We start from the raw sequence: 13,935 nt of genomic DNA on the forward strand, positions 1-13,935 counted from the left end.
GTATTATTGGAATGGTGGACTATTATTAGGTATCTAGCGGAAGTCTTATCAGAATGCTGGTACCAGATCCTGGCACGGACTGTATCTCGATCCCGTATTCATCACCGTATGACATCTGTAAACGGGAGATCGTATTTTTAATGCCGACCGAGGAAGATTGTTTGTACATAATCACCTTGATCATCTCTTCGCTAATCCCTCGACCATTATCCTTGATTTCAAAAAAACGTGTACCCTCGTCTGCCCAGCCGCGAATGAGGATAACTCCTCCCTCTTCCATCTGATTAAACCCGTGCAAAATAGCATTCTCAACAAACGGCTGAAACAGCAGCCTAGGCAGCTTATGATCATAAAGGATCGGATCAATTTCATAGTTAACGGTAAACTTGCCTTCGAACCGCGCAGACATAATATAAAAGTAGTTTTTCATCCATTCGATTTCCTCTGACAGATGAACGGCGCCCCATTCCTTACGAGAAGTATAATGCAGCATATTGGACAAACAGACGAGCATCTTGCTTAGCTCCTTCTGATTATTTTCAATCGCTGTCCAATTCATAATATTGAGCGTGTTATACAGAAAATGAGGATTCATCTGCATATTGAGCGCGTGAATTTCTGCTTCCTTTTCCTTTAGCTTAATCTCATAGTTTTCTTTGACGAGCAGGTGAATCCGATCATTCATCCGGTTAAATCGCTGCATCAAGATGCCGAATTCGTCATTCGTGCTGACTTCCACGCGGGTTTGAAAATCACCTTCGCCAACGGATCTCATCGCTCCGAGCAGCTTCTTAATCGGACCTGTGATGCGGCTTAATATAAAATAGGCAAATAAAAATGCAATTCCGCTCAATATAGCAGCCAACACAATCGTTGAGGTTCGAATAACAGGCACAAGGTTGCTTACCAATGCAGACTCCGGCGTTATTACGATCGACAACCATCCGGTTACGGTTGAGCGGTCAAAGCATATGATCATATTCTCGCCGTTCAGCTTCATTCGCTGAGTACCGCTTCCCGTCATGCGGAATGAATCCACCCAATTCTCGTTGAAGCTTTTTGTCACTTGCGACACATCACTGCCGGCAACTACCATGTCGTTCAAATCTAACACCATATAGCGGGAACCGACTGGTATGCTCTTCTCAAACAGGGCATCCAGTACGGTCGATTTGAAGCTTATCGTAAGCACTGGACGCTCCACATTCGGATTCAGCTTAATTAATGTACTGTCTTCCATATGTGAGAAATTGAGCAAACGCGTGGCTGAATATAAATAGCGATAATCGATCATGCTCTTGGAAAGATAAGACTGATCAAACATCTCCGTAAAATCATAGGTAGGATACCAAATCATTTTTCCACCCGCATGCACAGCTTGCTTGTAAATATTTGAAAGTGTAGGATCGCCTTGCGGCATGTTTTGTGAATTGCCGAAGGTGAAGTAAGAAGTCCAAAGCTGATAGGCGTAAACATCGTCGTTTTGTGAAAAGTATTTGCTGAGAATAGTAGATACGCGCCGGTCCGCTGCAAGCAGCTCCTCAGCCTTTGCTGGATTCAGCTGACTGAAAATTTGAAACAGATCCTTGTCTACGAACAAGGCCAAACTGTTCTGATCGACAACTTTGAGCTTCGTATCGATGACTTCATTATTTTTTTTGACGATCTCATAAACATTTTTTTGCGCTTGCTCCGTCACAACCTTGAGGCTTGTACGATAAAATAAAGTGCTTAACACAAGGAACGGCAAAGCAATTAGAATGATATAGCTGATGAACAACCGTGATCGAAATGTCATATTCATATCTCGTCTCTATTCGTTGTAAGGGAATTGTGCTTATAAGCTTCCGGTGATAGGCCATTCTGCTTCTTGAACACTCGGCAAAAATACTTCGTATCGCGATAGCCGCATTGCGCAGCTATATCATATATTTTCAAATGGCCATCTCTGAGCAATTGTTTCGCCCGTCGCATTCGTGCCTCGGTGATATGGTCAGAAAAAGACTTTCCGGTACGGCTTTTAATCAATGTACTGAAATAAGACGAATTAAAGGCAAACTGTTCAGCTGCCATCTCTAGTGTCAAATCCTCCATATAATTCTCTTGTATCCAGCTCAAGCACTGCTCCATAATAATCTCGTTTTTCCCTTGCTTCATGTTCCGTAATGCTTGGTGCAGCTCACGAATTTGAGACTCCATGAGCGCCAGCAGCTCGCCATAACTATCGCATGCAGGTATTTCCGTTACGACCGTATTCGTGAGGACGCTTCCAAAGTTTCTTTCGACAACATCTCTTGTTCGGCTTTTAAGCTTCATAAGGGTGAGTGAGGCACACTCTTTAATAAGCTGCGGCTCAGTGTGGCCCTCGCCTGCCAGTTCTTGAAAGGCAGATCGGCATAGCATGATGGCAGCCATTGGATCATTATCCTGCAACGCTTCAAAAAGCCGCTCCCCATCTAAGTGAAAGGACTTGCTGGAGTGGTTCAGCTCATCATAAAATAGGACTCCTTGCCAGCAATCATGGAAATTATACTCACATGCAGTTTGAGCCGTTCGGTAAGCATGCGGCAGCTGCTCTACTAATGATAAACAGCTCGTCCCCATGCCATGAACAAGCCGGCCATACAGCAGCCACTCCTTGTTTAGTTCGCTAAATGCCAATCGAATCTCATCGCGTCTAAGGAATGGGCTCGGCGTACGCACAATAGTAATTGCTTGGAATGCATCTTCACGAAGCGTATTGATGGAGAAGGTACTGGCTTGACCGTAGCAGGACCCCAAATGCTCCAGCTGCTGCAGCAACGCAGGCGTATAGAGGCTCTTATCCTCCTCAAGCCGAATGGTGAGTTCAGAAAATATAACTGTACCGCTTCCTTGCACAATATCGAGTGCTTCAAGCTCCACTTGCTCAACTGCCGATAGATTGCCGCTTAACCATGACAAAAGCAGATTGTTTTGGTAGGCAGAGGAGGTGAGCTTAAGCCGATGCTGCAGTTTTTCGGAAGCCTCACTTTGCATAGACTCTGCCGCTAATTGTGCATCAAGCCGCCCCAAGATATCCTCCACTTTGTCTATATCAATCGGCTTCAATAAGTAGTCATAAGCGCCATGACGCAGCGCGGTTTGCGCATATTCAAATAAATTATAAGCCGATACCATAACTACCTTCGGTCGATGTTCCTTATCCTCAAGCCATTTCAATAAAGTCAATCCATCCATATTAGGCATCTGGATATCCGTCATTACAATTTGCGGTTGATTCTGTTGAATGATAGCGATAGCAGCTGCCCCATCCTTCGCTACTAATATTTCAGCTTTTGGCCGCATCGCACTAACTAATTTAGCCATTCCTCTGAGATGCCTTGGCTCATCGTCTACAATTAGTATTTTCAATCCGCTCACGCTCCATCTTCATGCGGTCGCTTTCACTCAGTTACTGATGAATTTCCGCATTAGTTGTCAATTTAATAGCGAGTATAACACTAAATATCTGGTCTGTTGCAAAATTATATTACACGATCCTATATATTTAATGAACGCACATTTTGGATTGATAGCATACAAAAAGGCCATCCTTTGCAGGATGACCATTGGTTTTAAAGGATTCTCGTCGCCTTACTTAAGTCGCCAGCCTATTTACTCGATGATTGCAATAGCGTCGATTTGCACTAAAATATCCGAGTTCACGCCGGTAATTGCTCTTGCTGGATACGGAGCAGAAAAATACTCTTTGTAATAGATGTTGAACTCATTAAAATCAGCCCCTGCTCCGAGAAACACGGTTACTTTGACGACATCTGTCATTTGCGCTCCTGCTTCTTCAAGGATCGCTTTCAAGTTGTCCAATGTCCTTCTTGCCTGATATTCTAATGTGCTGTCTTCACACAGCCCGCTTATAGGATCGAAAGGTCCCTGACCAGCTACATAAACCGTATTTCCGACTTTGACAGCTTGTGAGTAAGGCATTCCTTCTGGCTGTTGAGCTTTATCTGTTAATATAATTTCTCTCATAACATCAACCTCCTATAATGAAATATTAGTAATGTTGGTTATTTCCATATCCTTTCCACATGCTCCAGCTTATTCAGATTAAATGTTAATTTATAAATATCCGGCTTCGAGGTCGTATCCCAAAAATCAAATCCAAACCTATCATCATAATGGTTCATAATGATCGTCATTATATTGCCATGTGTACCCAAAACAATATTTTTACCTCGGTGCTCCTCAAGTATTCTCTCTATGACGGGTATCGCTCTTTGTTGTACGCTTCGAGTCGTTTCGCCGCCCTCCAAAGCAAAATCGATATCGATAAAAGATTTCCTTATCGCTTCATACAGAACGTCCCAAGCAGCCTTATAATCCAAACCCTTTATCGCTCTTTCCACCAGTTCTTCATACTGTACAATCGTCATCGCTTTCCGCTCAGCTAACTCCTGAATCGTCTGCACCGCTCTCGTGTAGGAGCTGGATGCCATAAAATGAATATCGATATCGCCCAGCACCTCTGCAATACGTTTTGCTTCTAAGAAACCCTCCTCCGAAAGCCCGCGCGTTCGTTCTTGTCCAAATTCAAAAGGCGATTCTGCATGTCTAACCATATAAATGACCGTATTCATAGGTTTATCCTCCGTTAATGTTCAGATCATAAGCAGCTTTTATTTAATCGCTTGGCTAAGAAACAGCTCATGAATATCCGGATACGATTTACTCGATGGTGTAGGTGTTGCTTGTATGACGGATACAAATTGATGCTCAGGAATGACATTCACCTGTTGCCCGCCAAATCCGCGACAGCCATATCCAGCTTGAGTTAGCCACCAAAGAAAGCCATAGGACGGATAGGATGGGGTTATCGCTTGCTTCACAAACGCTGGAGAAACAATTTGTTTGCCATTAACACTGCCATCTCCTAAAAACAGCAAACCTACCTTAGCCATATCTCTAGCAGACAAATCCGATTGCTCTTCACCCTTCATTACCGTATAGGAGAAACCGCATGGACTGCTTGGCCAAATTCCACTGGCGATATCAAGCGGTTTATACATTTCATGATAAATGAGGTCGTAGGATGTGCTACCATAGGCTTTGCCTATGACCGCTGATAACAACATAACATCCCATTCCTTATAATGAAAATTCATGCCAGGAACACTGTGCATGTCAATATCAGCGATATGCGATAGCCAGTCATTCGTACGCATCATTTGCTGCATCATCGGACAATGGTAATGAACACCGCCATTCCAGTAAATGCCTGATGACATCGTTAGCAAATGCCGAATCGTAATCAGCTTATGATAATGATGGTTATGACCAGCAAAGGCGGGCAAATAATTGCCTATCGGTTCATCTAGATTATTAATCAAGCCTTTGTCCAAACAGATGCCTGCAGCGATGGCTAAAATACTCTTCCATACTGATTTAATGGAATGCCTCGTATTTTCATTACACTTATTGAAGTAACGTTCATAAACCAGTTTCCCGTTTTTCACAATGATCACACTGTTTATGAGCCTATATCGCTTTTGCTTCACATAATCATCTATCTGCTCTAGAAGTTTAGCATCCATTCCCTCCGCCTCGGGAGTGGACAACTGCCATTCAAAGCTCATTTCAACACCTGCTTTATATATTTCCCGATGATGGAATGACGGTTCGACATTAGTTCAAGCGGCATGCCCTCGGCAATAATAGCTCCCCCATCCCTTCCGCCGCCAGGTCCCATTTCGATAATATAATCACAATTGGCGAGTACAGCTGGATCATGCTCGGTAATGATAATCGTATTGCCAGCATCTGCGAGCTGCTGCAGCAATGTCATCAGCCGCTCCGTATCTGAGAAAGAAAGGCCAGTCGTCGGTTCATCCAAAATATAAACATTATCTTTCCCGCTTTGCCTGCACAGCTCCTTGGCGAGCTTAATCCGCTGCGCTTCACCGCCTGAAATAGATGGCGTCTTCTGGCCGAGCGTAATATAACTCATACCTACACTTTCAAGCGTGCTGAGCGTAGCCGATATCATTTTGTCATATGCCATAGATTGTTCATTTCCAAAAAAAACGCTGGCCTCTGCGACGCTCATCATCATAATTTCCTTAATGTTTTTTCCCTCAAGCCTTACACTTAGAGCTTCTTCAACAAATCCTGTTGCCCCGCACATATCGCACTCTACCTCTATGAAGTTGCCGAAGCCAACATAGTGGTTTTTAAAACCTTCGCCCTTGCAGCCTCTACAGCCTCCTTCAGAATTAACGGTAAACAGGCTGGCTGTATATCCTTTTTCCACCGCATCGGGTGTTTTGCTRAACAAAGTTCGGATTCGATCAAATATGCCCGTATAGGTTGCTGGACAAGAGGTTTTGCTCCTTCCAATGGGCTTCTGGTCCACCACTATACATTTTTTAATCTGCTCGAATCCAAGTAACGTCACCTCGTCTTGCAGCACAAGCTCTGTATCATCGTTGTCATATATAAACTTGCTTTGGAGTGACTGCTTAAGCTTTGGTACAAGCGTGTGCTGGATTAGGCTGGATTTGCCGCTGCCCGATACTCCTGCTAATCCTATCATCAGCCCAAGAGGTATCGTCACGGAGACATCCTGAAGATTATGTAGACTCGCATGCTCCAGCTTAAGTGCTTTGCTTGGATCGGCTATCTTATATTGTGTTTTGACATGCAAGGTTTTGGTGCCATTCAAATAAGGGGCTGTTCGCGATCGATCACAAGCCATAAAATCAAGGTAGCTGCCTTTGAAAATAAGCTCTCCGCCATGAACTCCCGCTTCGGGTCCAAGATCGACAATGTAATCGGCAGCTTGCATAAATTTATGATCATGCTCTACGGCAACGACTGTATTTCCTCGCTCCACTAAGCCTTGAATGATGCTTATCAGCATCTCCTTCTCTACTTCATGCAATCCGATTGTAGGCTCATCGAATATAAAAATAATAGAATCCATATCCGCAATAATAAAAGACGCCAGAAACAAACGCTGGATTTCGCCCCCTGAGAGAGTAGGAACTGGACGCGATAAAGAAAGATGATGAAGCCCTACATCGACCATACACTTAAGTTTCATGACCATTTCATCCAGCAAATTTTTGCTTGATACATTGCCGTGCTGCTTTTGCAAAAACGCAAGCAGTTCATTGATGTACATATCCTCGAGCTCTTTAATCGTTTTCTTGCCAATTGTGGTATGAATCGCCTGAAGGCCAAGTCCTGTGCCTTTGCATTTGGGACATGGGATCGAATCCGCATTAATCCCCCATAAATTCACTTCTTTGTCTTTGCCCCCATGTCTCTTCACTTTGCTAGCCATATGTTTCATCATATCGGTAAAAACAACAACTGCACCTGCAAATCCACTCTTGCGGCAGCCATACTTAAAGGAATGAAAAACATCCTCCGGCAAAACACCGATTTTGTCATTAATATCAATCTTGTATATTTCACAAAACTTTTTGAAGTTTCCTCTATGAAAACGATGCTTGACCAAAAAACCATCAAATACGTTTTTGATTTGTGTTTCCGGATTAAGAATCGTTTCTTCTTGAATCATCTGATGGCTTCCCGTACCAAGACACTTCACACACATTCCCTTAGGCGAGTTCCTCTGAAACAACTCCATGGAGAGCGGCAGCCCGTCATTGTAGGCAGGATCACGTTTGCCATACGTTGCAAACAAAATGGCAAGTAAATTTCCGATTTTTGTCCGCGTGCCTACAGTACTTCTAGGATTGGATTGCCGGATGATACGCTGCTCAATGGCTACCGCAGGCGACAAACCCGTTATTTTATCAAAAGAAGACACCGCATCAACCATATACTGTGTACCCGAGAACAATAGATAGCGCCGCTTTCCTTCTTCATATAACGTATCAAAAGCAAGACTTGATTTGCCGCTTCCCGATACGCCTGTTATGACTGTCAGCTTATTTTTTGGAATACGAACATCGATATCCTTGAGGTTATGCAGCCTTGCTCCTTCTATCTCTATGAACGCTTTCATGCATGCACTCCATTCTGGCATTGATCTCATACCCATAATTTACCGCACATACGTTCTTATGTAAATAGTTTACTAAAAAGGCTGCCTAATGGCAGCCTTCTCGTTTTAAAATAWTGAATATCAGCTCGCCGATTCCACCTGAATAGTAATACTGCTAAATAATTTATCTTGAATGTATACGTTTAGCCGCCACATGCCGGCTTCGGGCAGTACCATCGATGATGGAATGACCGCGTCTGCCCCATTCAGCGGAGAGCCCACACTGCGCGCAGAGAAAACTTCAATCTCCTGCGTGGTGCCTTCTTTTACGCCCATAACGTTAAAGCTGCCCGTGAGCTCCTCCTTGCTCCCCCAGAAATACCACATATACTTGTTTCCTTTCCCCGCAACAATCGGCTGCTCGTCGAGGATCAATCCTTGCTCATTTTGATAAGGGCCTACAAGAAATCCAACCTTGTCTTTCTCGCCAGCAAGCACATAGTTGTGAGGCATTCCATCGTTGCCTGTATAAGGCAATTTGAACGTAGATGTTTTTACCCATGGCGAAGGCTCCTGCACTGCCAAAACAAAGTCACCGTAAAATTGTTCATTCAGCTTGACCTCGAATGTCCATGTTCCGCCCAATGGCAGGCTAAAGCCGGTTGTAAAACGTTCCAACGTCTCATACCCTGAGCTCGGCTCTGTAATGGTCACAGGGGACATAACGGTCAACCGTTTTCCCGATTGTGCGTGATAGCCTTCAATAGAAATGTTTTTACCTAGAAAAACAGCAATGGGCTGCGTGAAATGGAGAACATAACCTTGCTTTGCCCCTGCAACCACATTCTCTTCAGGAAATACTTGAAATATCATTTGGCCGTTCTTCCTATATTCCGTTCGAGCCCCCTCTACCCTGTTGCTTCCATTTGTTCCGATTATTTGTGAAGGGTTCGTAAACAGCTTGCTTAAATCTGTGACAAACAGCATATAGACAAGAACGGCTGCGATTGCACCCACTGCTCCCAGACGAGCGATAGGAAACTTTTTCTTCGCTTTATCATTAGCCCTAAAAACAATTTTCTCCCTCAATTGCTCAGTGAAGCGAGGATTCACAAACGGGGAGCGTCTAAGCGCTTCTTCCCACTGTTTTGGCTCCTTCATATGATGTTTCCTCCTTTTGAATCACTTTGCAGTAAACTTGCCATTTTTTTGCGTGCGCGGTGCAGCCTCGATTTAACCGTCCCTTCCGCTAGTTGCAGCATACTTGCCATTTCTTGCATCGATAATTGATAATGAATTTCCAGTATGAGGACTTCTCGGTAGCGCAGCGGCAGCTTCATAACGGTGTTCCAAATATATTTGGTTTCCATCCGGTCAAAAACTTCCGCTTCCGCTGATCTGGATGTTTCCCTTCTAGTTACGAAATCCATCACAATGACCTTAGAAAAATAGGCGCTTCTTTTGTACTTATACGTTTTGTTTCGTGTAATGGCAAGCAGCCAGCTCTTCATACTGGCTTCGCCTCGAAATGTATGCAGCTTCTCATATACTGTCAAAAAAACATCCTGACAAATGTCATCTGCCGCATCGGCATTCCGAATTAAAAAGAATGCAAAATTCCAAACGTCGTTGCCATATGCATTCATCAAATCAATCAATACGGCATCCGTTTCAAATCCTTTTGCCAAATACTTCACATATTCGAGCTCCACCTCATCACCTCTCTAATTAAGAAGACCCTTCTGCGTTCCTAAAGTTCCCGAATAGTTGAGGAAAGGACATCCATTTATGATAGTCAAAGGCCGGCCCCTTAATTTCGAGCAAGCAAAAGAAATATCGGTACAACTCACGCACCTGTAATAAATCAGGGAAAGGAAGCACTTCAGCATAACCTTTGCGGAAATGATGTGCTCCCGCTTCATCCAACGAGCATTCAATCGCTATTAAATCCATTTCACGAGGACCAAGCACATACGCTTCTGTATCAACGATTGCGCTAACACGTTCTCCATTTGATAAAAACTGCCTCGGGTCCATATCAAGCATGATGCATGAGGCATACGTCGGTACCGGCATATTTTCAGCTAATGAACAGTAGTAATCAAGAGATTCATAGATTGCTGCATTTTCCTTGTAATAACGTGCTGCCAACACCCTCAATGCATCTGCAAGCTTCTGAGGAAAATCAGTTAATTCATGCCGGACTGAACCGTTTAGAGAACCCCATTCCATAACTTTGTGGGCATGAATCTCCGCAATCGATCTGCCGAAATCCTCCATCAGCATCGCGGATTTATTTTGAAAAGACAATGGAACTCCATTTATTTTTTCAACCGAAATCACTTGTCTTCCATCGATCACGGCCTTGCCAAGTACACTGGGAATAGCGATATTGCTTGTCAATCGCGAGAGATATTTATTAATCATTTCCATATCAAACGTCTCGCTTAATTGTTTCCCGAACAAATTGCTGCATGCCCATACAAAAGGAGCATCAACCGTCTCATCTACGCCGGATGACCGAACTACGTATTCCCCTGCTTCCGTGATGACTAGAAACACGTCACTAGCAAAGCCACCCAGAGTGGACTGTGACATAATAGGTTCAGAAAATAATGATTGTAGGTTCATGCTGTACCTCCCATCCAAGATAATCAAATTTTCACATATTATCATTCAAAAATATAGACTTATAATTACCCCTCTGTTATGATGTTGAATAAGGTCTTTATAAAATTCCCGACTCCTAAAAACATCAAAGGACTGCTTAAAAAGTACATTTCCCGGCTTTCATTAAACGGGAGTACCTTTATAAGCAGTCCTTTTTATTTCAACATTTATTAGTAGGCAAGAACAGATTCACCGCTAATGATGGTACCATTGTTTCCGCCTTCACAAATTTCTTTCATGGATCCGGGCTTGTCGAAGTTGAACACATGCATAGGCAAATGATAGTCTCTAGCCAATATAAAGGCTGACTGATCCATTACCTTCAAATTATATTGCAAAACATCATTGTAATGAAGAGATTTGAACCGCTTCGCATCGGCATCGAATTTAGGATCTGCATTAAAAATGCCATCTACGCCTTGTTTTGCAACTAGAAGCGCCTCACTATTGACTTCAATGGCCCTTTGTACCGAAGGATAATCCGTTGTCACGTAGGGTTGACCGTTGCCTCCAGCAAATATGACGATATAACCTTGCTCCAAATGGTGGATTGCACGCAGTCTGATGTATGGCTCGGCGACCGAAGTAATCGGTATCGCTGTCATTACGCGTACTTCTTTGTCTGTTTTAGCTTTCAGCACCCCGCGAAGCATCAAACTATTAATGACGGTTGCAAGTGTTCCGATGTTGTCTGCTTCCGCTCTTTCGATTCCCCAGCTTTCCGCCATATTGCCGCGAAATATGTTCCCCCCGCCAATAACGAGCGACACCTCAACACCTAAACGGACCACGGATATAATTTCATTCGCAATGTAATTTAACCGTTCAGGCTCAAAACCGAATTCAGCATTTCCTGCAACTGCCCCGCCRCTAAGCTTAATAAGAACTCTCTTGTATCTCATTCGCCGTTACACCTCCATAGGATAAAAAAAAACACTAAAGCAATAGATGCTTTAGTGTAAAAGTGAAATGGGAATATGAAAAACACAATTGGTTAACGTAACCCTGCACTTGATCCTCATATTCCCACTCCTTCCATTTATTAATTCTCACCTATTTTATACTGAGTACGAGCAAAAAAGCAACTATCCATTAGCAGCAAACATTTCTACTCCACTTTTGTCGCATGCTTCTGAGCAAGAAGCGACAGCTCAGCTGCTTTGAAAGCATGCTCCTGCGTCATGGCATGCTCAGTGCCGTTCAAGCAATCGAGAATGAGCTGGCCAAAATAAGGGAAGCCCACTTTGCCGCGAAGCTGAATATGCTGCTCGCCATCTGCGTTTACCAAATAAAGCTGGTCCCCATCCTTATCTTTAGCGATATCAATATACTTCCTCATCTCGATGTAGCCTTCTGTTCCGAGAATCATAGTACGGCCGTCGCCCCATGTTCCAAGACCGCTTGGTGTCAGCCAGTCGACACGGAAGTAGCCGGTTGCCCCGTTCTCGCCAACAAGCGTCATATCTCCAAAATCCTCAAGCTCTGGATACTCCTTATTGGCATAGTTGGCCACCTTGCTGTTTACAACATTGGCATTTTGATTGCCTGTAAAATATAGAAATTGTTCAATTTGATGCGATCCGATATCACAAATAATGCCGCCATACTTTTCCTTCTCAAAAAACCATGATGGGCGGGAGGCAGCGTTTAAACGATGCGGCCCGAGCCCAATAACTTGAACAACACGCCCAATTGCGCCTTGTTCGATCAATTGCCCCGCATAAACCGCGCATTCCACATGCAATCTCTCGCTGTAATATACTGCGTATTTTTTACCTGTATCTGCATATGCAGCGCGAGCGTCCGCGAGCTGTTCAAGCGTTGTGAATGGCGCTTTATCGGTAAAATAATGTTTGCCGCTCTGCATGACGCGAACGCCTAGCGGTCCGCGCTCCGATGTTACCGCTGCAGCTGCAACCAGCTGCACCTCATCATCGGAGAGCACCTGCTCTTCCGACTCAGCTGCCCGTACCTGCGGATATTGACGGATAAATGCTTCAACCTTAGCGGGGTCAGCGTCGTATACCCATTTTAAAGTGGCGCCCGCTTCCACTAGTCCGTTGCACATGCCATAAATATGACCGTGATCAAGACTAACAGCGGCGATTACGAATTGCCCATCCTCAACTACTCTATTCGGCTTTCCCTTTGGCGCATATTTCATGCCATCTGCATTACTCATCGATCTAGTCCTCCTTCTGATAAGCTGAGCTTGCGATTTTCTCTTGCAGATGCTTATAAAACAACTCCTCATCAATCGGCAAATCTACCCAGCCATCCGTCCATGTCGAAAGCAGCATCGCATTCGAGAGCATAAGCCCTTTGATGCCTTCCTCACCTGGAGCAATCAATGGTTCATTGAAGAGAATCGCATTCACCCAGTTTTGTGTAATGCCTTTATGATCAGGGTTGCTGCCATGAATCGGAATTTCACATTTCCAACATTCTGGCTGACCGAAGCCGCCTTTGAACTGCTTGTTGAATTCCGGCTCAGGAACGGTTAGACGCCAGAATGTTAATTGGTTATTTTCAATTACAATTTTACCGCGATCACCGCTCACTTCCAGTCTGTTCGTGCCTGGCGCTTCGCCAGTCGTCGTCACGAACACTCCAGTAGCTCCGTTCTCGTACTCTACGAATGCGGTTACATCATCCTCAACCTCGATGTCACGATGCTTGCCGAAGTAGCAGAAAGCACGGACGCGCTTTGGCATCATACTGATCGTCCATTGCCACAAATCGAGCTGATGCGGATCTTGGTTTAGCAGCACTCCGCCGCCTTCACCAGCCCAAGTTGCACGCCAAGTACCGGAGTCATAATAACTTTGTGAGCGATACCAATTGGTTATAATCCAATTGGTTCTTCTTATTTCACCTAGCTCGCCGTTATCTATCAATTCTTTCAGCTTCACGTATATCGGGTTTGTCCGTTGGTTATACATCATGCTGAATTTCACATTTGTTTGGCTGGCTGCATCATTCATCTCGCGAACCTGCTTCGTATAAACACCTGCCGGCTTCTCGCAAAGCACATGCAGACCACGCTTAAAGCAAGCAATAGAAAGCTCTGGATGGGAGAAATGCGGCGTCGCAATGAGCACTCCGTCAACAAGTCCAGAGTCCATCATTTCATAAGGATCCTCATATAATCCGACTTGATCGCCAAGCTTTTCTTTTGCCCACGCAAGATTTGCTTGTACACAATCACTAACTGCGGTTATTTCAACTCCACTGACTTCACCTTTTAATAAGTAGCCAATATGACCCTTGCC

12 protein-coding genes are annotated in these 13,935 nt (G+C 44.2%); all 12 read right to left on the reverse strand.

The genetic code is table 11. The features are described from left to right. Window positions 1-25: 25 nt before the first annotated feature. Window positions 26-1,798 (reverse strand): sensor histidine kinase, encoded by a 1,773-nt coding sequence (locus tag AB4Z17_RS02785; RefSeq protein WP_441958006.1) that lies wholly within the window; start codon window positions 1,796-1,798, stop codon window positions 26-28. Between the two features lie 2 nt (window positions 1,799-1,800). Further along, the gene (locus tag AB4Z17_RS02790) at window positions 1,801-3,402 is read right to left on the reverse strand and encodes a response regulator transcription factor (protein WP_441958008.1); all 1,602 of its coding nucleotides are present in this window, start codon (window positions 3,400-3,402) and stop codon (window positions 1,801-1,803) included. Window positions 3,403-3,636: 234 nt separating this feature from the next. Further along, window positions 3,637-4,011, reverse strand: a complete 375-nt coding sequence (locus AB4Z17_RS02795; protein ID WP_441958010.1) for a RidA family protein — start codon at window positions 4,009-4,011, stop codon at window positions 3,637-3,639. 38 nt (window positions 4,012-4,049) lie between these two features. Next, window positions 4,050-4,619 (reverse strand): histidine phosphatase family protein, encoded by a 570-nt coding sequence (locus AB4Z17_RS02800; protein WP_441958012.1) that lies wholly within the window; start codon window positions 4,617-4,619, stop codon window positions 4,050-4,052. Between the two features lie 39 nt (window positions 4,620-4,658). After that, a complete protein-coding gene (locus AB4Z17_RS02805; protein ID WP_441958014.1) occupies window positions 4,659-5,615 on the reverse strand; it encodes a serine hydrolase domain-containing protein in 957 nt (318 codons plus the stop codon). Further along, on the reverse strand, window positions 5,612-8,014 hold the full coding sequence (locus AB4Z17_RS02810) for an ATP-binding cassette domain-containing protein (protein WP_441958016.1): 2,403 nt from the start codon (window positions 8,012-8,014) through the stop codon (window positions 5,612-5,614). The genes AB4Z17_RS02805 and AB4Z17_RS02810 overlap by 4 nt, the downstream gene beginning before the upstream one ends. 120 nt (window positions 8,015-8,134) lie before the next feature. Further along, complete coding sequence (locus AB4Z17_RS02815) at window positions 8,135-9,154, reverse strand: DUF4871 domain-containing protein (protein WP_441958018.1); 1,020 nt, start codon at window positions 9,152-9,154, stop codon at window positions 8,135-8,137. Further along, the gene (locus AB4Z17_RS02820) at window positions 9,151-9,705 is read right to left on the reverse strand and encodes a sigma-70 family RNA polymerase sigma factor (protein ID WP_441958020.1); all 555 of its coding nucleotides are present in this window, start codon (window positions 9,703-9,705) and stop codon (window positions 9,151-9,153) included. Before AB4Z17_RS02820 ends, AB4Z17_RS02815 begins: the two co-directional genes overlap by 4 nt. A 16-nt stretch (window positions 9,706-9,721) precedes the next feature. Then, window positions 9,722-10,624 carry a phosphotransferase gene (locus AB4Z17_RS02825; protein ID WP_441958022.1) on the reverse strand — a complete coding sequence of 301 codons (903 nt, stop codon included), beginning with the start codon at window positions 10,622-10,624 and terminating at the stop codon, window positions 9,722-9,724. A 209-nt stretch (window positions 10,625-10,833) separates the two neighbouring features. Beyond that, a complete protein-coding gene (pyrH, locus tag AB4Z17_RS02830; protein ID WP_441958024.1) occupies window positions 10,834-11,565 on the reverse strand; it encodes a UMP kinase in 732 nt (243 codons plus the stop codon). 206 nt (window positions 11,566-11,771) lie between these two features. Continuing rightward, window positions 11,772-12,845 (reverse strand): Gfo/Idh/MocA family protein, encoded by a 1,074-nt coding sequence (locus AB4Z17_RS02835; RefSeq protein WP_441958026.1) that lies wholly within the window; start codon window positions 12,843-12,845, stop codon window positions 11,772-11,774. Between the two features lie 4 nt (window positions 12,846-12,849). Next, window positions 12,850-13,935 (reverse strand): Gfo/Idh/MocA family protein (locus tag AB4Z17_RS02840; RefSeq protein ID WP_441958028.1); only part of this gene is annotated, 1,086 nt, incomplete at its 5' end.

Origin of the sequence: Paenibacillus sp. TAF43_2 (assembly GCF_052113545.1) — a bacterium.
In the GTDB taxonomy this organism is placed as follows: domain Bacteria; phylum Bacillota; class Bacilli; order Paenibacillales; family Paenibacillaceae; genus Pristimantibacillus.

Coding starts and splice junctions, on each gene's coding strand:
- AB4Z17_RS02795 (WP_441958010.1), bottom strand. CDS start 4,011: ATGAGAGAAATTATATTAACAGATAAAGCTCAACAGCCAGAAGGAATG.
- AB4Z17_RS02825 (WP_441958022.1), bottom strand. CDS start 10,624: ATGAACCTACAATCATTATTTTCTGAACCTATTATGTCACAGTCCACT.
- AB4Z17_RS02835 (WP_441958026.1), bottom strand. CDS start 12,845: ATGAGTAATGCAGATGGCATGAAATATGCGCCAAAGGGAAAGCCGAAT.
- AB4Z17_RS02815 (WP_441958018.1), bottom strand. CDS start 9,154: ATGAAGGAGCCAAAACAGTGGGAAGAAGCGCTTAGACGCTCCCCGTTT.
- AB4Z17_RS02800 (WP_441958012.1), bottom strand. CDS start 4,619: ATGAATACGGTCATTTATATGGTTAGACATGCAGAATCGCCTTTTGAA.
- AB4Z17_RS02785 (WP_441958006.1), bottom strand. CDS start 1,798: ATGACATTTCGATCACGGTTGTTCATCAGCTATATCATTCTAATTGCT.
- AB4Z17_RS02805 (WP_441958014.1), bottom strand. CDS start 5,615: ATGAGCTTTGAATGGCAGTTGTCCACTCCCGAGGCGGAGGGAATGGAT.